This window comes from Caballeronia sp. SBC1, assembly GCF_011493005.1.
Taxonomy (GTDB): Bacteria; Pseudomonadota; Gammaproteobacteria; order Burkholderiales; family Burkholderiaceae; genus Caballeronia.
Genome location: NZ_CP049158.1, coordinates 1,492,417 through 1,511,666 on the forward strand (window position 1 = coordinate 1,492,417; position 19,250 = coordinate 1,511,666).

At 60.5% G+C, this 19,250-nt stretch carries 13 protein-coding genes; 7 read left to right on the forward strand and 6 right to left on the reverse strand.

Annotation, left to right across the window (positions count from 1 at the left end):
* Nucleotides 1–38: 38 nt before the first annotated feature.
* Nucleotides 39–242: a cold-shock protein gene (locus SBC1_RS33505; RefSeq protein ID WP_158939464.1), complete on the reverse strand. Its 204-nt coding sequence runs from the start codon at nucleotides 240–242 to the stop codon at nucleotides 39–41.
* A 262-nt stretch (nucleotides 243–504) separates the two neighbouring features.
* Here SBC1_RS33505 and SBC1_RS33510 point away from each other — a divergent pair, with 262 nt between their 5' ends.
* The 4 genes from SBC1_RS33510 to SBC1_RS33525 all read left to right on the forward strand — a co-directional run bounded on the left by SBC1_RS33510 (nucleotide 505) and on the right by SBC1_RS33525 (nucleotide 4,787).
* Nucleotides 505–1,275 carry an SDR family oxidoreductase gene (locus tag SBC1_RS33510; RefSeq protein WP_165104599.1) on the forward strand — a complete coding sequence of 257 codons (771 nt, stop codon included), beginning with the start codon at nucleotides 505–507 and terminating at the stop codon, nucleotides 1,273–1,275.
* A 56-nt stretch (nucleotides 1,276–1,331) separates the two neighbouring features.
* Nucleotides 1,332–2,654 carry an MFS transporter gene (locus tag SBC1_RS33515; RefSeq protein ID WP_165104600.1) on the forward strand — a complete coding sequence of 441 codons (1,323 nt, stop codon included), beginning with the start codon at nucleotides 1,332–1,334 and terminating at the stop codon, nucleotides 2,652–2,654.
* Between the two features lie 52 nt (nucleotides 2,655–2,706).
* Nucleotides 2,707–3,537: an IclR family transcriptional regulator gene (locus SBC1_RS33520; RefSeq protein ID WP_165104601.1), complete on the forward strand. Its 831-nt coding sequence runs from the start codon at nucleotides 2,707–2,709 to the stop codon at nucleotides 3,535–3,537.
* A 284-nt stretch (nucleotides 3,538–3,821) separates the two neighbouring features.
* A complete protein-coding gene (locus SBC1_RS33525) occupies nucleotides 3,822–4,787 on the forward strand; it encodes a glycosyltransferase family 2 protein (protein WP_165104602.1) in 966 nt (321 codons plus the stop codon).
* Between the two features lie 140 nt (nucleotides 4,788–4,927).
* On the opposite strand, the gene SBC1_RS33530 is transcribed toward SBC1_RS33525, so the two are convergent.
* On the reverse strand, nucleotides 4,928–6,130 hold the full coding sequence (locus SBC1_RS33530; RefSeq protein WP_165104945.1) for an acyl-CoA dehydrogenase family protein: 1,203 nt from the start codon (nucleotides 6,128–6,130) through the stop codon (nucleotides 4,928–4,930).
* Nucleotides 6,131–6,482: 352 nt separating this feature from the next.
* Between SBC1_RS33530 and SBC1_RS33535 the strand changes: the two genes are divergently transcribed.
* The 3 genes from SBC1_RS33535 (at nucleotide 6,483) to SBC1_RS33545 (ending at nucleotide 10,552) form a co-directional block, all read left to right on the forward strand.
* Entirely contained in the window at nucleotides 6,483–7,661 is a 1,179-nt protein-coding gene (locus SBC1_RS33535) for an acyltransferase (protein ID WP_165104603.1), read from the forward strand.
* 200 nt (nucleotides 7,662–7,861) lie between these two features.
* Entirely contained in the window at nucleotides 7,862–9,112 is a 1,251-nt protein-coding gene (locus SBC1_RS33540) for an amidohydrolase family protein (RefSeq protein WP_165104604.1), read from the forward strand.
* Between the two features lie 60 nt (nucleotides 9,113–9,172).
* Nucleotides 9,173–10,552 carry an MFS transporter gene (locus tag SBC1_RS33545; RefSeq protein WP_165104605.1) on the forward strand — a complete coding sequence of 460 codons (1,380 nt, stop codon included), beginning with the start codon at nucleotides 9,173–9,175 and terminating at the stop codon, nucleotides 10,550–10,552.
* A gap of 24 nt (nucleotides 10,553–10,576) precedes the next feature.
* Here SBC1_RS33545 and SBC1_RS33550 read toward each other — a convergent pair whose 3' ends face one another.
* From SBC1_RS33550 to SBC1_RS33565, 4 genes are read right to left on the reverse strand one after another with little or no spacing between them, the layout of a single operon-like run.
* Nucleotides 10,577–14,782, reverse strand: a complete 4,206-nt coding sequence (locus tag SBC1_RS33550) for a bifunctional nitrate reductase/sulfite reductase flavoprotein subunit alpha (protein WP_165104606.1) — start codon at nucleotides 14,780–14,782, stop codon at nucleotides 10,577–10,579.
* Between the two features lie 28 nt (nucleotides 14,783–14,810).
* Nucleotides 14,811–15,158, reverse strand: coding sequence for a nitrite reductase small subunit NirD (gene nirD / locus SBC1_RS33555; RefSeq protein WP_165104607.1), 348 nt, complete (start codon nucleotides 15,156–15,158; stop codon nucleotides 14,811–14,813).
* Nucleotides 15,159–15,201: 43 nt separating this feature from the next.
* Entirely contained in the window at nucleotides 15,202–17,742 is a 2,541-nt protein-coding gene (nirB, locus tag SBC1_RS33560; protein ID WP_165104608.1) for a nitrite reductase large subunit NirB, read from the reverse strand.
* 13 nt (nucleotides 17,743–17,755) lie between these two features.
* Nucleotides 17,756–19,084 carry an MFS transporter gene (locus tag SBC1_RS33565; protein ID WP_165104609.1) on the reverse strand — a complete coding sequence of 443 codons (1,329 nt, stop codon included), beginning with the start codon at nucleotides 19,082–19,084 and terminating at the stop codon, nucleotides 17,756–17,758.
* Nucleotides 19,085–19,250: the final 166 nt, after the last annotated feature.

Below are 19,250 nucleotides of genomic sequence, written 5' to 3' on the forward strand. Positions count from 1 at the left end.
CCGCTGACCGGCGGACTTACAACGAACTCAGAGGTGATTCAGGCAGGGTGGATATTCGACGCCTGCTTGCCCTTGGGGCCCTGCCCAATATCGAAACTCACCTTCTGGTTCTCGAGCAATGACTTGAAACCTTCAGTCTTGATCTCCGAGAAATGCGCGAACAGCTCTTCGCTGCCGTCGTCCGGCGTGATGAAACCAAAACCCTTTGCATCGCTGAACCACTTTACTCGTCCGAACGGCATGGCCGTCTCCTGGCTGGAAAAAGGGGAACGGTATCACGCGCGGTGGTTTTCGTTCGCGCCGCTTTTTGCCCGCATCGGCTGAACTTCAAACGCGCCGGGCAGTTCCGGCGAAAAATCCTCCCTCAAGCGCCTCCCGACGCCCGTCCACTACATCCCCGCGTTTACCTTCACTTATAAAAATTCTTTTCATATGTGAAAATTCAACACAAAATCCATGCGGGAAACCGCATCGACGGGACCAACCACCGAAAAAGGAGCATTCATGGTCAAGCGTGTCGAAGGCAAAAACATCGTGGTGACGGCTGCCGGCAAAGGCATCGGACGGGCTTCCGCGCTCATGCTCGCCGCCGAGGGCGCCAATGTCTGGGCAACCGATATCGACGAAAGCGCCCTCGCCGAACTCGCCCGCGACGCGGGTGAAGGCTCTACCTTGCGTACCGCGCGCCTGAACGTGCTGGATTCCGCCGATGTCGACGCGTTCGCCGCCACGACCGGCCCGCTCGACGTACTGTTCAACTGCGCCGGTTACGTCCACGACGGCAACATCCTCAAGTGCACGGACAAAGACTGGGATTTCAGCTTCGACCTGAACGTCAAAGCCATGTACCGGACCATTCGCGCATTCCTCCCCGCCATGATCGACGCAGGAAAAGGGGCATCGATCATCAACATGGCCTCGGCGGCGTCGAGCGTGAAAGGCGTGCCGAACCGCTTCGCTTATGGCGCATCGAAAGCGGCCGTGATCGGTTTGACGAAGTCGGTAGCCGCCGATTTCGTGGGCCAGGCCATTCGTTGCAACGCGATTTGCCCTGGCACTATCGAATCGCCCTCGCTGCGTGGACGGATCGCGAGCCAGGCCGCGGCGTCGCATCTTGACGAAGAACAGGTCCGTGCCGCGTTCGTCGCGCGTCAGCCTATTGGACGGGTCGGGCGCGCGGAAGAAGTCGCGGCGCTGGTGACCTACCTCGCCTCCGATGAATCCGCGTTCACCACCGGCGCGATCCACATGATCGACGGCGGCTGGTCAAATTAATCCTGATTGATTCGTATAGCTTACGAACAATAAAACGTATAACAAGAGGAGACCCCATGTCAGGATCGATTCCGCTAGCGGCGAACCCGGAAGCCGCCGCTGCGCTTGAAGAAAATGCGTATCGCAAGGCAGTATGGCGGATCGTTCCGTTGCTGATCGTCTGCTTCATCTTCGCCTACTTCGATCGTGTCAACATCAGCTTTGCCAAGTTGCAAATGCAGGGCGACCTGGGCCTCTCCAACGCGGCATACGGCTTTGGCGCGAGCATCTTCTTCGTGGGTTATTTCATCTTCGAGATTCCCAGCAACCTGATCCTGAGCCGTGTGGGCGCGCGCGTCTGGATCGCGCGCATCATGATCTCGTGGGGCATCGCCTCGGCCGCGATGATGTTCGTTACATCGGAAACGTGGTTCTACGTGCTGCGCTTTGTCATTGGCGCGACCGAAGCGGGGTTTCTGCCGGGCATCATCCTGTACTTCACCTACTGGTTTCCTGCGAAGCGGCGAGCGCGTATCAATGCGCTTTTTATGACGTCGATCTCAATCTCAGGCGTCATCGGCGGCCCTTTGTCGGGCTTCATCATGACGCGCTTCGCCGGTCTTGGCGGAATGGCAGGCTGGCAGTGGCTGTTCCTGCTCGAGGGCTTGCCGACCGCCCTGCTCGGCTTGCTGGTGCTGGCCATTCTCGATGACCGCATCGCCAGCGCGAAGTGGCTCAGCGCTGAAGAGAAGGCTATGCTGCAAGCCAACCTGGACCGCGAGGACCACGGAACGTCGCACAAATTCATCGACGCCATGCGCCAGCCCGGCACGCTGCTGCTCTCGCTGATCTATCTTTTCATGCTGATGGGACTTTATGGACTGACGTTCTGGATGCCGCAATTGATCAAGAACACCGGCATCATCAGCCCGATGACCATCGGTCTGCTGACCGCGATTCCGTATGCGGCAGCGGGAATCGGCATGGTGGTGCTCGGCAGGAGTTCTGACCGGCACGGCGAGCGCCGCTGGCACCTCGGGCTGGCGGTCGCCGTGGGCGGCATTGGTTATATCCTGAGTGCGTATTTCGCTCATAACACCACGCTTGCGATGATCTCGCTCGTGATCGCCGCGGTGGGTGCGATCGGCTGCCTGCCGGTGTTCTGGACCTTGCCGCCTGCGTTCCTGAGCGGCACGGCAGCGGCCGGCGGGATTGCGCTGATCAACTCCATTGGCAATCTGGGCGGCATCATCAGCCCGTATCTGGTCGGCAAGGTAGTCGACATCACCGGCGTGCCGTCAGGCGGTCTGTACGCTATTGCGGCGGTCCTGATCCTCGCGGCCCTGCTGATCCTGTTCGGCTTGCCCGCCCGTATTGCTAACCGCGATCAAGCGCTTTGATGGCCTCGGGCCGCTTGATGTCGACGCGCTCTTTTTCGATCACTACATTGCCATGAATACAGTTCTAAAACCTTCCCGGAACGCGTCCGGCGAGAGTACCGACAGCCCCCGCTACACCGCGCCCGCCCTCGAAAAAGGACTCGATATTCTAGACGTCCTCGTGGACACCGCCGAGGGTTACACGCTCAACGAACTGTCTGTGAAGCTCGGGCGCACCGTGAGTGAAATCTTTCGCATGGTCGTGACGCTCGAGCGCCGCGGCTATGTGCAAGGCGACCATAACGACCGCTATACGCTAACGCTCAAGCTGTTCGAGATGGCGCACCGGCAACAGCCCATTCGATCGCTGACCGCCATGGCCCTGCCGCTGTTACGCGATCTGGCGAACCTGACGCGTCAGTCGTGCCATTTATCGATCTACAACAGCGGCCGGGTAGCGGTCATCGCGCAAATCGATAGTCCCGAGCGATGGTCCTTCGGGCTGAAAGTCGGCGCGGTGATGGGTCTGACTGATACCTCGTCAGGCCACGTGCTGCTCGCTTTTCGCGACGTTGCCGAGCGGGAGCGAATGCTTGCCGCCCATACGCGCGTGGAAGGCGAGAACGACGTGGAACCGATGGCCTTGCTGGCGTTGCTCGACGAGATTCGCGCGGCCGGACATGAGATCGTACCCAGCCGGCAAATGCGCGGCGTGACCAACGTGGCGTTCCCGGTGATCGGGAGCAGTGGCGACGCCGTGGCGGCGGTCAACGTGCCGTATCTCGAACGTATTGATAAAAAGATCAATCCCGAATTCGATGAGGTTTGCAGGATGGTTGGCGAGATGACCGGGCACTTGTCCGCGCTCATGGGGTTCAGCGGTTACAACCTGGAAGGCGAATAAGCCCCATCGCGCTGGCATGGGCGCTCGAATGCCCCTTGCGGTCCAGCGTCCGTGCCAGCCGTTTAGAACGCACATAAGATTTTTAAACGTCTGCCGGGAAAAAAATAAAAATAAATCGACTTGGTTTTAGCGCCATTTAATCGCGTTGACGAAATAAATGCGCAACCGTATAAAACCAGCAACGCCCCGTCCTTACGCAGTCTTTCAACAATCCGACGCCGCTATTCCTGGTTTAGCCGAATGCGCCCGGTCGATCCAACCATTCAGCCCACGGTGAAGACATCATGCGACAGACCAAAATCTCGATTTGCGTGCCAACGTGCAACCGCCCCGAACTGCTGATGGAATCGCTTACCTCGTGTCTTGCTCAAACCCACGCGAACATTGAAATAGTCATTGGTGACGATTCCAGCGATACCCGCACGCGTAATCTGATGGATACGACGTATTTGCACGAAACGCGCATCTCTTACGTCAAGAATGAACCGCCGCTCGGGCAGGCGGACAATATTGCCAGCCTTTTCGAACGTGCCACCGGCGATAAAATCCTCCTGATTCACGATGACGATGCGCTCAAACCCGATTGCATAGAACGCCTGCTGTCCGCTTGGAACCTCTACCCGGATCTGGAAATCGCGTTCGGCGACCAATATCAAATGGACGATACCGGCCGTGTCGATATGGACGCGAGCCGTAAGCTCAATACGGATTACCACCGCACGGAAGCGGTGGTCGGCCTGCAAGACAAACCCGGATGCACTGGCCTGATCCAGATGATGCCGAACAATGGCTGGCTCGCCAATGCGGATCTGGTCAAGAAAATCAGCTACAGGAAGCAATACGGCATCGGCTGCGAGTTCGTGTTCGGTGCGCAGATTTGCATCGCAGCGCGGAAGGTTTATTACCTCAAGGAATACGTGTCGTTTTACAGGAAGACCGACGTTTCGATGTCCAAGACCACGGCCCGCTCAACCACCGCCGCGGCCGTATTGGCCTACGACTTTCTTAAGTCCCTCAAGCTGGACAGCAGCCTTGAGCCGGCGCGTGAACTGGCGCTCAAACGGATCGTGCCAATTGTTGTGTCGGTGTATGCGCGCAACCATCAACCCATGCAGGGCCTGAGCATCGCACTCGCACATCTGTACGCGTACAACTATGGGCTCAGCAAACGGCTCTTCTTCCACCTGATGCTGATCCTCAAGGGATTCGCCAGCACGGGAAGCTACAAAAGCAGCACGCAGAACGGCTGAAACAGCAGAGCGTTATCCAGGGTTCAAGCTCCGGCTTGTGGCGAGTCCGGGCCTGATTTGTTCGGCTGATCCGGCGCGAGCATCGGCATTAGCTTGGCGGGCGCCAGACTCATTGCGATTCTCGGCGCCTGCCAGCCGCCTCAAGTCCCCTTAAGCCCTGCAAGCGTGTCGCGTTTGATCTTCTTGGCGATCGACCACTTGTGTACTTCCGTGGGGCCGTCGTAAATACGAAACGCGCGAATCTCGCGGAACACTTGCTCGACCACCGTATCGCGCGACACGCCGGTGCCGCCCATGACCTGCACACAGCGGTCGGCCACGCGGAACAGCGCGTCGGCCACGGCAACCTTTGCCATCGAACTTTCAGATGTGCCTAGCGAACCGCCATCGAGTACGGCTGCGCACCAGTCGATCATCAGTTCGGCCTGCTGCAGATCGATTACGTTTTCCGAGAGCATGAACCCTACGCCTTCGTGATCAATCAGCAACTTGCCGAATGCCCGGCGCGTACAAGCGTAGTGTGTCGCGATCTCATGCGCGCGCGTGGTCGCGCCATGCCAGCGCATGCAATGCGAAAGCCGCGCGGGCGAGAGCCTGATCTGCGCATATTTGAATCCTTCGTGCACTTCTCCCAGCACCTGGTTGTCCGGCACGCGCAAACCGTCGATCCGCACGACCGCGTGACCACCGGGCATTGAACTGTCGATCGTGTCGAGAATTCGTTCAAGGTGAATGGCAGGATGCGGAAGGTCAACGAGAAACATGGTGGCCCTGACCCTGTCGTCCCCGTCTTCGCCCGTGTTGCTGCGCGCCATCACGATGCCGACTGATGCCCCTTCGGCGCCGGTAATGAAGGCCTTCGTGCCGTCGATAACCCAGTGCTCGCCATCGTGTCTGGCCGTGGTCTGAAGCATGGAGGGATCGGAGCCCGCGCCGCCATCGGACGCGGGTTCAGTCATGAAAAATGCCGAGCGAGCATCGCCCGCTACGAGTGGCGCGAGAAACCGTTCTTTTTGCGCCCCAGTGCCGATCTTGCCGATCAGGTACATGTTGCCTTCGTCCGGCGCGGCGGTATTCACCGCAACCGGGCCAAGCGGCGACAAGCCCGATTGCTTCAGGACGGCTGCAGTTTCGAGCTGCGTGAGGTGATCGCCTCCGGCCAGGATATGCGGCGTGAGAACGCCTGCAGCGCGCGCCTTGTCGCGCAGTTCACGCACCAGTTCCTCGCTCGGCCCGTGATTGCCGCAACGCGGATCGCGTTCGTATGGAACCACCACTGTCCGCACGAACTCTTCCACACGCTTTGCGATTTCGCTCGCACGCTCTGTCTGTACAACATCCATGCTGCTCATGCGGGTCTCCTTTTTTAGCGCCACGCAACGCGCGGGCACCGTCTTCAGGTTGATCGGTCAAATGGCGTCGACACCACGACATTGCCGGTCGCCGTAATAATAGCGATAGATAGAGATACACCTGACAGCCTAATAACGCACCGGCTGCATCAGGCGGATTGTCTGAGAACAATCATAGCCTTGTTCGCGTGCTCGTTCGCCATGCACGATGATCGCGTTGAATGCCGCCAAAGTAACGCCATAGTCCGCCAATTGCGCTTTGTGAGCGCTCCCGGACATTGATCCCACCCACGCGGTGATAACCTGCCAAAGCGCTAAAACGGCGGGAAAACGGGAGCACACAGTGCCTGTTCCGATAAACCAGTCTGGCGATTCTCTACCTGCGTTGACCAGCGTACGCTTTCTTGCGGCAATCACGGTAGTTGTTTCGCATTACTCAGAACTTGGTCTACTGCCTCTCCCGCCGCAGATCTTCGATTTCGTCGATGGAGGCCGTCCCGCCGTTTCCCTGTTCTTCGTGCTGTCCGGATTTATCCTCACCTTCACCTACCGCGATCAACTGCCGGTCAAAGGCCCTCGGCCCTTCTATCAGGCGCGGTTTGCACGTATCTATCCAGGCATATTGCTCGGCCTCGCATTCTGTGTGCCAACCACGCTGTACCTGCTGAACGGCAACGATCCGTCATTGCTCACGCGGTGGTATGCGCTCAAGAATCACGTGGTCCTGTCGCTGGGCGTGAGTCTGGTCTGCCAGTTGTTGTTGCTGAATGCATGGTTTCCGTTTGCTGCCGTGAACCAGCCCTGGAACGGACCATCCGATAGCGTTTCGTGCGAAGCGTTTTTCTATCTGATGTTTCCACTCATGCTGCGAAAAATGATGTCCATGCGTTTGGCGCGGCTTACCTTCGCTTGCATCGCCTTCTTCCTGATGCAGGGACTCTGGATCATGTTCCTGCAAACCTTCCTGCCGCTGTCGCGCAGCGGCTTTCTTGTCGTTGGCCTGCCGCTGACCCGCCTGTTCGAATTCGTCATTGGCATCTACGCCGCCATTTTGTTTCACCAATTGCGCGAACAAGGCATAAGCCGGCACGCGCTGGGCATCAAGCTCGTCAGTATTGCGTTGATCGCCCTGACGGTTCTTGGGCTCTGGCGCCCGCTTTCTCCTGCGTTCTATCTCGCCTCGCCGTGGTTCGCGGCGTTGATCCTGGGGCTCGCGCTACTCGAACGCCCGGTGATCAACGTCCTGAATCGGCGGGCATTCATCAGGCTGGGAGAGGCAAGTTATTCGCTGTATTTGATTCACGTGCCGATTGCCTACCTCGCGTATATAGCGGGGTTCAGACAATCGAATGGCTGGATCGCGATGGTGTTCGCCGTTGCGGCGAGCCTTGTAATTTTCACGTTTTACGAAGAGCCCCTGCGCAAACACATCCGGTCACGATTCTCGGGCATTTCAAGGCCGGTCGATAACAAGGACCGACTGAACGCTGCGTTCGCCGTGCCAACATCCAAGGAAAACTAGGCGGGGTCCTGCGTCGGACCGTCGGCCATTGACGGCATGGCCCTGCCGCTGACCTCATCGCTTTCCCTTATGCAATTAATGACACGCTAGCACGCTTGCATGAGCGCGGCGTATAGTTTGCGCTCATGCAGTCCAAGCCAGGATGGCGCGTCTACTCCCGCAGTCCGCGCCCCGGATTCCACTTTCTCAGGAGAGTCGCGATGACGTCGGTGTTGTTTCGCAACGGCGCGCTGCTGGACCCGTTGCAGCCAGAACTAATCCCCGGCCACGAGGTGCTGGTCGAAGAGGGCCGAATCAAGGAAGTCTCCGACCGCCCGATCAAAACCGCCAGTGCCCGTGTGATCGATTTGAAAGGGAAGACGCTGATGCCTGGCCTGATCGATCTGCACGTGCATGTGATCGCGGTCGAATTCAACCTCCCCCGCGTGATGACCTTACCCAACGTGCTCGTCACGCTGCGCGCTGTGCCGTTGATGCGCGCGATGCTGCGGCGGGGGTTCACTACCATCCGCGACGCCGGAGGCGCCGGTTACCCGTTCAAGCAGGCCGTGGAAGCCGGACTGGCCGAAGGCCCGCGCATGTTCGTCTCCGGCCGTGCGCTGAGCCAGACCGGCGGTCATGGTGACATGCGCACGCGTGGCGATTACATGCCACCGGACGCGCCTTGCGGATGCTGCGTACGCGTGGGTGCTCTCACACGGGTAGCGGACGGCGTGGACGAGGTGCGACGCGCCGTTCGCGAAGAACTGCAGATGGGCGCGGACCAGATCAAGATCATGGCGTCCGGCGGGGTGGCCTCGCCGACCGACCCCGTTGGTGCATGGGGATACTCCGAGGACGAGATCCGCGCGATCGTGGCCGAGGCGCGCGGCCGTCAGACCTACGTGCTGGCTCACGCCTACACGCCCGACGCTATCGAACGCGCGGTGCGCTGCGGCGTGCGCACGATCGAACACGGCAATCTCATCGACAACGCGACTGCCCGCCTGATCGTGGAACACAATGCCTTCGTGGTTCCCACGCTCGTGACCTACGAAGCACTCGCCAGCGAGGGCGGCAAATATGGCTTGCCTGAAGCGAGCCTTGCGAAAGTGGCCGACGTCCATGAAGCTGGCCTGAGGTCTCTCGAGATCATGCAACGCGCGGGCGTGCGCATGGGCTTTGGCACGGATCTGCTGGGTGAATCACAGCGTCTGCAAAGCGATGAATTCAGGCTGCGCGCCGAGGTTTTATCGCCGGCTGAAGCCATAGCAAGCGCAACGGTGGTAGGCGCCGACGTGCTCGGCATGACCGACAAACTCGGCCGCCTTGTGCCGGGCGCATTCGCCGATGTGCTGGTTGTGGACGGCAATCCACTACGATCCATCGATTGCCTGCTCGGTCAGGGCGAACACATTCCGTTCGTGATGAAAGGCGGCCACATCCACTTCGACGAACTCGAGCACGCATAACTCAAGCACACCTGCCCCCAAGCCGAATCCGTTCATTCCTGTCAGCGAGGCGCGTTACCCATGTCGACGATTTCCGCCCGTATCGAACGCATGCCGTTTTCATCCTTTCATCGACGGCTACTGCTGATGGGCGGTCTCGGCTACACCTTCGACGCCATGGATGCCGCCGTGCTCGCGTTCCTGTTGCCAGTGCTGCGCACGCAGTGGTCGCTCAGCAGCGTGCAGACCGGCGTGCTCGGCAGCGGAACGTTCATCGGCTATTTCCTCGGGGCGATGCTGGCAGGCATTCTCGGCGATCTGATCGGACGACGGCGCGTCATGATGTATGCGCTCGTGATCTATTGCGTCGCATCGCTGGCCAGCGCGACTGCCCACGACTGGCCGTTCTTTCTCGCGACGCGCATTGTTGCCGGACTCGGCACGGGCGCCGAAAGCGCGATCGTTGCACCGTTCTTGTCAGAGTTCGTCGCGCGGCGCTATCGCGGTGCATTCACGGGCAGTCTCGCCGGCTTCTTCTCGTTCGGCTTCGTGGCGGCTGCGCTGCTTGGTTATTTCGTGATCCCGCTTGCGCCGAACGCGTGGCGCGTGGTGATGGTGATCACCGCCCTGCCGATCGTGATGTTGCTCTGGTGGCGGCGCGCATTGCCCGAATCGCCGCGCTGGCTAGTCGCGCGCGGACGGCACGCGGAAGCTGAGGCAATCGTTGCGCGGGCGGAGGCCGAGTTGATGGCGGCGGGCGTGAAACTGGAACCCCTGCCGGAAAGTGACCCGGCTGCCGCAGCGGAGGTTCCTATTGCGGCTGAACGCGCGTCGGTGCTCGCGAATGTGAAGGCGCTCTGGTCGCGCAAGCTCGCGCGCATCACTGGCATGACGTGGCTGATGTGGCTTTCGATCACCTTCAGCTACTACGCATTCTTCACGTGGATACCGAGTCTGCTCGTGCAGAACGGCATGACGATCACACGCAGCTTTTCGTACTCTCTCGTGATCTATATCGCTCAGATACCGGGTTATTTCTCAGGCGCGTGGTTGAACGAGAAGATCGGCCGGCAAGCGACCATTGCGTCGTACATGGTGCTGGGAGGTGTCTCGGCATTGGGCCTCGCGCTCACGCGCAGCGACGCGGGCATCATGCTGTCCGGCGTGCTGCTGTCATTCTTCATGAATGGCACGTATGCGGGTGTCTACGCGTACACGCCCGAGGTTTTCCCAACCGACGTGCGCGCGACCGGCACGGGTCTGGCTTCATCAATCGGTCGGCTGGGCGCAATCGCCGCCCCTATCCTGGTTGGGTACGTGTATCCGTTACTGGGCTTTCCAGGCGTGTTTGGGGCAACTACATTCGTGCTGCTGATCGGTGCGGCTGCCGTGGTGCTGATGGGCGTGCCTACGCGTGGGCGGTCGCTTGAAGACATCGCGGCGCAGCAGTTGCGCAGTTAGCAAAATCGCGGGCTCACGCGGAACTCAATACACGTCCCGCACATAACGCTTGTCCCTGACCATGCCGCTGACGTATTCCCTGGCCTTGTCGTCGCTCATGCCCGCGTGCTGAGCGACGACAGACTTGAGCGCCACGTCAACGTCCTTGGCCATGCGGGCCGCGTCGCCGCAGACGTAGAAATGCGCGCCCGCTTCAAGCCATGACCACAGTTCCGCGCCATGCTCACGCATACGATCCTGCACATAGATCTTGTCGGCCTGATCCCGCGAGAACGCGAGATCGAGACGGTTCAGCAGACCCTTGCGGCGCATCTCATCGAGCTCATCGCCGTAGTAGTAATCCGTGGCGGCATGCTGCTCGCCAAAGAACAACCAGTTGCGCCCCGTGTCGCCGCGTGCGAGGCGTTCATGCAAGAAGCCTCTGAACGGCGCCACGCCAGTGCCGGGACCGACCATGATCATGGGTGCATCGCCGCTATGGGGAAGACGGAAATGTGCCGATTTCTGGACGAACACCGGCACGGTGGCATTGCCCGCACGATCGGCCAGGAAAGTCGAGGACACGCCCTTGCGCTGACGCCGCCCGTTGTTATACCGGACCGCCGAAACCGTCAGGTGTATCTCGTCAGGGTGCGCCCTGGGACTCGATGCAATCGAATAAAGGCGCGGCTGCATGCGCTTGAGCATGCCGACCAGTTCCGTGGCTGAAAGCTCGACCGGGAATTCATGCAGCACGTCAGCCAGTTGCTGACCCCATAGCCATTTCTTCAAGTCCGCCTTGTTGTCCTCGTGGAGCAGTCTGCTTAACGTACCGCTTGCACCATTCGCACCCTCTGCACCGTTGCGTGTCCGGGCTGCGATGAACGCCAGCGCGTCGTGATTCGGGCGTGCGATTTCATAGTGCTTGCCTAGCGCGTCGGCCAGCCGCATCTCACCCGCGCCCGGCACATTGACAGCGGCATTGGCGCTAAGACCACTCAGGTCGATGAGCTCGTCGACCAGTTCGGGGCAGTTTCTGGGCCACACCCCGAGCGCATCGCCAACCTCATAATCAAGACCCGAGTCAGCGGTATCCAGCGAGAAATAACGCGTGTCCTTCGCCGCGCCATGCTTGTTGAGCCGCAGATTTTTCACCAGCCGCGACGCCGCCGGGTGGGTCTTCGAGGGCGCGGTGCCGGGCAGCACCGCCGGAATCATGCCGTCGGCCGGGACTGCATACAGCGCCGCATCTTCTTCCTTGATACGTGCGACGATCCGCTCGAGCCAAGCATCGGCCGCGGGCTGGTACTCGGCATCGCAGTCAACCCGCTCCAGCAAACGTATCGCTCCGCGTTCCAGAAAACGGGTATCGAGCTTGCGGCCGTGACCGCAAAACGCGTCGTAGTTTCGATCGCCAAAAGCCAGCACGGCATAACGCACGCCATCCAGGCGCGGGGCGGTATCGGCACTGACCGCGGTCCAGAAACTCTCGCCGTTATCGGGGGCATCGCCGTCGCCGAACGTGCTCGTCATCAGCAGAACGTACTGCGCTTTTTGCAGGTCGGAAACCGCATAGTCGGCCATGCACGTGGTCCGTATTTCGAAGCCGGACTCCATCAACTGGGTCGCGTATCGCTCGGTCAACGATTCGATATTCCCCGTCTGAGAAGCCCACAACAACACGACCTTTGGCCGCGTCCGAGCAATGCGCACAGAGGACTCGGCGTGTATTGCCGCAACCGACGAGGCCAACGTTGGCGCGCCCGTTTCCGCGCGGCTGAACAGCCCCGCGAGGACGCCATCAAGCCAAAGCCGCGTAGCAGGGGCCATGGGCGCACCCAGTGGCAGTGTAGGTACGCCACCCGTTGCCCCGCCTTCAGTCGAGCGCAGGCCGCTCATGAAGCCATCGACGTAGGTGCGTTCGGTCTGGCTAAGTTCAGGCGCCGGCGTTTTCGGAATACCGAGCAGCGTAGCAAGGGCATCAATTCGGGACATGTCCAGTTCCTGGTTCGGACGGGCGTGATCGGCAACAACGGAGTCGACGTGTTCCGAGCGGGCGGCATCGTTACGCGTCTCAGGATTCGCCGTGTCAGCTTTAGGCGCTACGCGGCTGAGCGCAACGGCGCAGAACTTGAATTCAGGCTGTTGCGATATGGGGTCGATCGCGTCATTCGTCACGGCGTTGATGCAGAGTTCTTCGCCAAAGACGTCGTTCCAATGCATGGGGGCAAAACAATTGCCGGCACGAACGCGATCGGTTATGACCGCAGGTAACACGGCGCGGCCACGGCGCGAACGAATCTCGACCGCATCCTTCGCCTTGATATCCAACGCCGCAGCATCTTCGGGATGAATTTCCACGAATGGAGCAGGGTTCAGCTTGTTCAGCATGGGCACCTTGCCGGTCTTGGTCATGGTGTGCCACTGATGCTGCAACCGTCCCGTATTCAGCACAATAGGCCGTTCACTGTCAGGCATTTCCGCAGGTGCCACATGCGGGCGAGCGAAGAAAACAGCCTTGCCGGTTGACGTAGGAAAGGCGACACGCGGGCGGCTGCCATCCGACATTTGCCTGAGCGTCTGGCTCACGCCGTCGTTGATATAACGCACCGGATTGCGATCGGCCGCAACGTCCGGCGCGCAGGGCCATTGCAATGGCGTCTCGCGCAGGCGCTCATGGCTCGCGCCGCGCAAATCGTAGCCAGTCTTGAGATTCGACGTCCGGGTGATCTCCGCGAATACCTCCTCCGCCGATGCATAGCTGAACGCATCGGCAAAACCCATTTCACATGCCACGCGCGCAATGATTTGCCAGTCCGGCAACGCGGCGCCCGGCGGCTCGATTGCCTTTTGCGTGAGCGTCATGTTGCGCTCGGAGTTGATCATCACGCCTTCGGCCTCGGCCCACAACGCACCTGGCAGAAGGATATCGGCGTAGCGATTGGTTTCGGTATCGAGGAAGGCATCCTGTGCAATGACCAGCTCCGCGGCCTGCAAGCCCGCAATCACGGTCTGCCGGTTCGCCACGCTTGCAACAGGATTAGTGCAGATGATCCAGCACGCCTTGATCTCACCCGTCGCCATCCGCGAGAACATATCCACGGTGCCTTGCCCGAGCGAAGTCTTCAGCGTGCCCTTCGGAACTTCCCACAAGTCTTCCATGAAAGCCCGATCCTCTTCCACGAGCACCGAACGCTGGCCCGGAAGCCCGGCTCCCATGTAACCCATCTCGCGTCCGCCCATGGCATTGGGCTGCCCTGTGAGCGAGAACGGCCCGCTGCCTGGCCGGCATATCTTTCCCGTGGCAAGATGCAGGTTGCAGATGGCGTTCGTGTTCCAGGTGCCGTGCGTGCTCTGGTTGAGGCCCATGGTCCAGCAGCTCATCCACTCGGGCGCCTCGCCTATCCATTGCGCCGCGCGACGAATATCCGCTTCGGGGATGCCGGTAATCTCAGCCACCTTATCCGGCGTATAGCCTTCCAGAAAGGCGGGCATCGCGTCCCAACCCTCTGTCGATTCGGCGATGAAATCAGCATCGATATGACCGTTCTGATGCAGCAGATACAGCAAGCCGTTCAGCAACGCGAGATCAGTGCCCGGCTTGATCTGCATGAAGAGGCTGGCCTTGTCGGCGGTCGCATTGCGCCGCGGGTCCACCACGATCAGCTTCGCACCGGCCTTCACGCGATCCATCATGCGCAGGAACAGGATCGGATGACAGTCGGCCATGTTCGCGCCGATCACAAAAAACAGGTTGGCTCGGTCAATGTCCTCATACGAACCCGGCGGCCCATCAGCGCCCAGCGAAAGTTTGTAGCCGCTGCCGGCGCTCGCCATGCAGAGCCGCGAATTGGACTCTATGTTGTTGGTGCCCACAAACCCCTTCGCGAGCTTGTTGACAAGGTACTGCGCCTCGATCGACATCTGCCCCGACACATAAAACGAAAGCGCGTCCGGGCCGTGCTCGTCGAGCAGCCCGCGCAAGCGCTGAGCCGTGTCGGAAATTGCTTGCGTCATGGGTAACGGGATCGGGTCCTGATCCCGTTCGTGGCGAATGAAGGCGCATTCCAGACGGCCCGATTTTCGCAAGACCACATGGGCCGACGAGCCCTTGGTGCAGAGGCGTCCAAAGTTGGCCGGGTGCTCCTTGTCGCCGGAGACCTTGACCACCTGTCCACTCTCGACTTGCAGGACCATGCCGCAGCCAACGCCGCAGTATGGGCACACGGCTTTTACGCTGCCGGAAATCATGCGAGGATCGCAAATGCGCTTACGGTGCTCATACTGCGACCCACACGTGGCCATCCTCCACGCGCGCGGCAAAGGCGTTGACCGAGTTCGCCGGTATCTCAAGGCACTCGCCCGTGCGAAGGTCATAGTGATGCTTGAAGATCGGCGATGCCACCACAATGCGCTCGCCCAGATTGCCGATCAGTCCGCGCGACAATACCGATGCATGCGAGCCCGGGTCGAAGTTATCGATTGCGAACACGCTCGGGGTTCCATCGGAGAGATGGAACACGGCGACCTGCTCGCCTTTGATGAGCGCACAGACGCCAGTGTTCGGCACGATGTCGTCGAGCGGGCACACAGGCACCCATGAGCTTGGGATTCGATCGTTGTTCATGATGATGTCCTTAGTGTGGGTGATGTGCGCTTTGATGTGCACTTCAGGCTGTCTCGACAACCACGGGAATGTCGATTCGTTTCAGTTGCCGTTCAGTCCGCGTCGCCGGGCGAATCTGGCCACGCTCTTCGACAAAACTCACGTTCGCATCGGCTGCATCGCTGTTGACGAAATGGCGGAAGCGCTTGCGCGTGTCCGGATCGTTGACGGCTTTTTTCCACTCGCATTCGTAGGTGTCGACCACGTGCTGCATCTCCGTTTCGAGTTCCGCGGCAAGCTGGAGCTTGTCGTGGACCACGACGTCGATCAGGTACTCGAGCCCGCCTTCCAGGTTGTCGCGCCACACGCTGGTGCGCTGCAAGCGGTCCGCGGTACGGATGTAGAACATCAGGAAGCGGTCGATGTACTGGATCAGCGTTGCACGGTCGAGATCGGATGCGAGCAACTCGGCGTGGCGCGGTTTCATGCCACCGTTGCCGCATGCATAGAGGTTCCAGCCCTTCTCTGTGGCAATCACGCCAATGTCCTTGCCTTGTGCCTCGGCGCATTCGCGCGTGCAACCGGAGACGCCGAACTTGATCTTGTGCGGCGTGCGCAAACCCTTATAGCGGTTCTCTATGTCGATCGCGAGACCGACCGAATCGCCCACGCCATAGCGGCACCATGTCGAACCCACGCATGACTTCACGGTGCGTACCGACTTGCCGTACGCGTGACCTGATTCAAAGCCGGCCGCGATCAGTTCTTCCCAGATCAGCGGCAATTGCTCAACCCGCGCGCCGAACAAGTCGACACGCGCTCCGCCCGTGACCTTGGTGTACAGGCCATACTTCTTTGCGACCTGGCCAACGGCGATCAGACCATCGGGCGTGACCTCGCCACCCGGCATCCGGGGGACAACGGAATAGGTGCCGTCGCGCTGGATGTTGGCGAGGAAGTAGTCGTTTGAATCCTGCAGGCTTGCATGTTCTTTCTTCAGCACGAACTCGTTCCAGCACGATGCAAGAATCGCGGCGGCGGCCGGCTTGCAGATATCGCAGCCAAGACCGTGGCCATGCTTAGCGAGCAACGCGCTAAACGTCTCGATGCGCTCCACGCGCACCATGTGATAGAGCTCCTGACGCGAATACGGGAAGTGCTCGCATAGATGGTTGTTGACCGCGAGCCCCTGCTTTTTCATCTCGGCCTTCATCACTTGCGTGACCAGCGCCACGCAACCGCCGCACGAACTGCCGGCCTTGGTCGCGGACTTCAATGCGCCGATGCTGGTTGCGCCCGCGCAGACCGCTTCGCATATCTGGCCTTTCGACACGTTGTTGCACGAACAGATCTGCGCAGCTTCGGGCAGCGCCTCGACGCCAAGGCCGGGCTTTTGCTTGCCGTCGGATGAAGGGAGAATCAGGAATTCCGGTGCCTCCGGCAACTCGATGCGGTTCAGCATCATCTGCAAGAGCGTGCCGTATTCGGCCGCATCGCCGACCATCACGCCACCGAGCAAATACTTGCCGCACTCGGACACCACCAGTTTCTTGTAGACCTGCTTGCGTTCGTCGCTGAACTGATACGCGCGGCTGCCCGGCGTCGTGCCGTGCGCATCGCCAATGCTCGCCACGTCCACGCCCATCAGCTTCAACTTGGTGCTCATGTCGGCGCCGGTGAAACCAGCCAGCTCGCCAGCCAACTGTTTGGCAACAATACGGGCCATGTCGTAGCCCGGCGCGACCAGCCCGAAGACCTGTCCGTTCCAGAGTGCGCATTCGCCGATCGCGAAGATGTTGGCGTCGCTCGTGCGGCAGCCGTCGTCGATCACAATGCCGCCGCGTGCACCGACTTCAAGGCCGCTGATCCGCGCGATCTCATCACGCGGGCGGATGCCGGCGGAGAACACGATCATGTCGGTGTCGAGATGGGTCGCGTCGGCGAACTCCATGCGGTGCGTGCCGTTCTCGCCATCGACTATGGCAACCGTGTTCTTCTGCGTATGAACCGTCACACCCAGCTCTTCGATCTTGCTGCGCAACACACGCGCACCGCTATCGTCGACCTGCACGGCCATCAGGCGCGGCGCGAACTCGACCACATGCGTCTGCAAGCCCATGTCGCGCAGCGCCTTGGCGCATTCAAGCCCCAGCAGTCCACCGCCCACGACCGTGCCCGTCTTCGAGCGCGCGCCACATTCCTTCATTGCCTCCAGGTCTTCAATGGTGCGGTACACGAAACAGTCACGACGCTCATTGCCCGCAACCGGCGGCACGAACGGATAAGAGCCGGTAGCAAGCACCAGTTTGTCGTACGCCACTACCTCGCCGGTCGACACCGTCACCGTACGCGCCGCGCGATCGATCGACACCGCCTTCGCATTGAGTTCAAGCCGCACGTTCTCGCGCTCGAAGAATCCTGGTTCGACCAGCGACAGGTCTTGCGCCGATTTGCCGGCGAAGAATTCCGACAGATGCACGCGGTCATAAGCCGGCCGCGGTTCTTCGCATAGCACGGTGATATCGAGCGCATGCGATGCATTCTCAGCGAGGCATTCGAGGAGTTTATGGCCAACCATGCCATGGCCGATGACGACAATTTTCATGATCAGGACGCTCTCAATTGGCAATGCTGTTGTTGATGCCCAATGCATCCGCACGCAGCGCAGCTTCCTGTGCCTTGTGCTCGGAGCTAAAGCGCACTGCGAGTGCGCACAACGCGGACAACGTGACCAGCATCCCGAGCATGGCGAGCGTCTGCTGAACGCTGCCGAAGCCCTTCATCAGGAAGCCGGCCGCGACTGCACCCACGTTGCCGCCCGCGCCGATAATTCCCGCCACGCCGCCGAGCGCCTTGCGGTCGATGAACGGCACGAGCGCATAGGTCGCGCCACACGCCATGTGCGTGAACAGTCCGAAACCCAGCATGGCGACCACGGCGAGCGCCGCGCTGTCCGCATGCGAGAACCAGAGAAGCCCGAGCCCTTCACCCGCGATCAGCGCGAACAGCAAGGTCGAGCGAATCTCCAGACCACGCCGCGCCGCGGCCTTGTCCGAAAGCCAGCCGCCGAGCGCGCGGGCAAACAGGGCGAGCAGTCCAAAGCTGCCGGCAGCGGCGCCGGCGGCTTTCAGCGACAGATGGAAGTGATCGACGTAGTAGATCGCGGCGATGTTGTGGATGAACACCTCGACGCCAAAGCAAGCTGCATAGGTGACGAACAGCATCCACACGCGGTAGTTCGCACAGGCCGTGCGAAAGCTCTCCCAGCCGCCCTTCTTGCCACCGTCGATGGTGATGCCTTGCGCGCGCAATTGCGTGAAGTTGCCTTGCGGGCAGTCCTGCGTGAAACGCCAGTAGAACCACGCCATCACCGGCATGGCCAGCCCGGGAACCACGAGCGCCAGGCGCCACGCGGACGCATCGGCGGCGCCGAGCGCGAGCATGCCTGCGAGCAGCAACGGCACCAGCATTTGCGCCGCGCCGGCTCCGGCATTGCCCCAACCCGCGCTGGTCGCGTTAGCCGTGCCGACCACGTTCGGCGCGAACATCACCGACGTGTGGTACTGCGTAATAACGAAGCTCGCGCCCACCGCGCCAATGCCCAGGCGGCACAGCAGGAAGCTTTCATAACCGCCCGAGAGCGCCGCGCCGAACACAGGAAATGCGCCGATGATCAGCAGTCCCGTATAAACCTTTCGCGGACCGTAGCGGTCGCACATCGGGCCAATAATCAGCCTTACCAGGATCGTCGCGGCAACCGCTGCGATGTTGATATTGGCGACCTGATCGATGGACAGGCCGAACTCGCGTTTGATCAACGGCATCAACGGAGCGCATGCGAACCACGCGAAGAAGCAGACGAAGAACGCCATCCACGTGAGGTGGAAAGCCCGCATGGGCACGGTGCGCAAGCTGAAGAGATCGATCCGGGTTGCTTTGTCTGCCATTGTCTTTCCAGAAAACAAAAAGGCGTCCCGCAAACCCAGCCGATGGCTGAGTTCAGGGGACGCCGTTGTCCAAAAAGCCCGTCATGGGCCGCTGCTGAAATCTTGCAATGAAACTGGACCGCCGTTGATCCATGGGTGCTGTAAATGCAAGCGCCATGCCATGCGC

Coding starts and splice junctions, on each gene's coding strand:
- SBC1_RS33505 (WP_158939464.1), bottom strand. CDS start 242: ATGCCGTTCGGACGAGTAAAGTGGTTCAGCGATGCAAAGGGTTTTGGT.
- SBC1_RS33515 (WP_165104600.1), top strand. CDS start 1,332: ATGTCAGGATCGATTCCGCTAGCGGCGAACCCGGAAGCCGCCGCTGCG.
- SBC1_RS33510 (WP_165104599.1), top strand. CDS start 505: ATGGTCAAGCGTGTCGAAGGCAAAAACATCGTGGTGACGGCTGCCGGC.
- SBC1_RS33520 (WP_165104601.1), top strand. CDS start 2,707: ATGAATACAGTTCTAAAACCTTCCCGGAACGCGTCCGGCGAGAGTACC.
- nirD (WP_165104607.1), bottom strand. CDS start 15,158: ATGAACAACGATCGAATCCCAAGCTCATGGGTGCCTGTGTGCCCGCTC.
- SBC1_RS33545 (WP_165104605.1), top strand. CDS start 9,173: ATGTCGACGATTTCCGCCCGTATCGAACGCATGCCGTTTTCATCCTTT.
- SBC1_RS33540 (WP_165104604.1), top strand. CDS start 7,862: ATGACGTCGGTGTTGTTTCGCAACGGCGCGCTGCTGGACCCGTTGCAG.
- SBC1_RS33525 (WP_165104602.1), top strand. CDS start 3,822: ATGCGACAGACCAAAATCTCGATTTGCGTGCCAACGTGCAACCGCCCC.
- nirB (WP_165104608.1), bottom strand. CDS start 17,742: ATGAAAATTGTCGTCATCGGCCATGGCATGGTTGGCCATAAACTCCTC.
- SBC1_RS33530 (WP_165104945.1), bottom strand. CDS start 6,130: ATGGATGTTGTACAGACAGAGCGTGCGAGCGAAATCGCAAAGCGTGTG.
- SBC1_RS33550 (WP_165104606.1), bottom strand. CDS start 14,782: ATGATTTCCGGCAGCGTAAAAGCCGTGTGCCCATACTGCGGCGTTGGC.
- SBC1_RS33565 (WP_165104609.1), bottom strand. CDS start 19,084: ATGGCAGACAAAGCAACCCGGATCGATCTCTTCAGCTTGCGCACCGTG.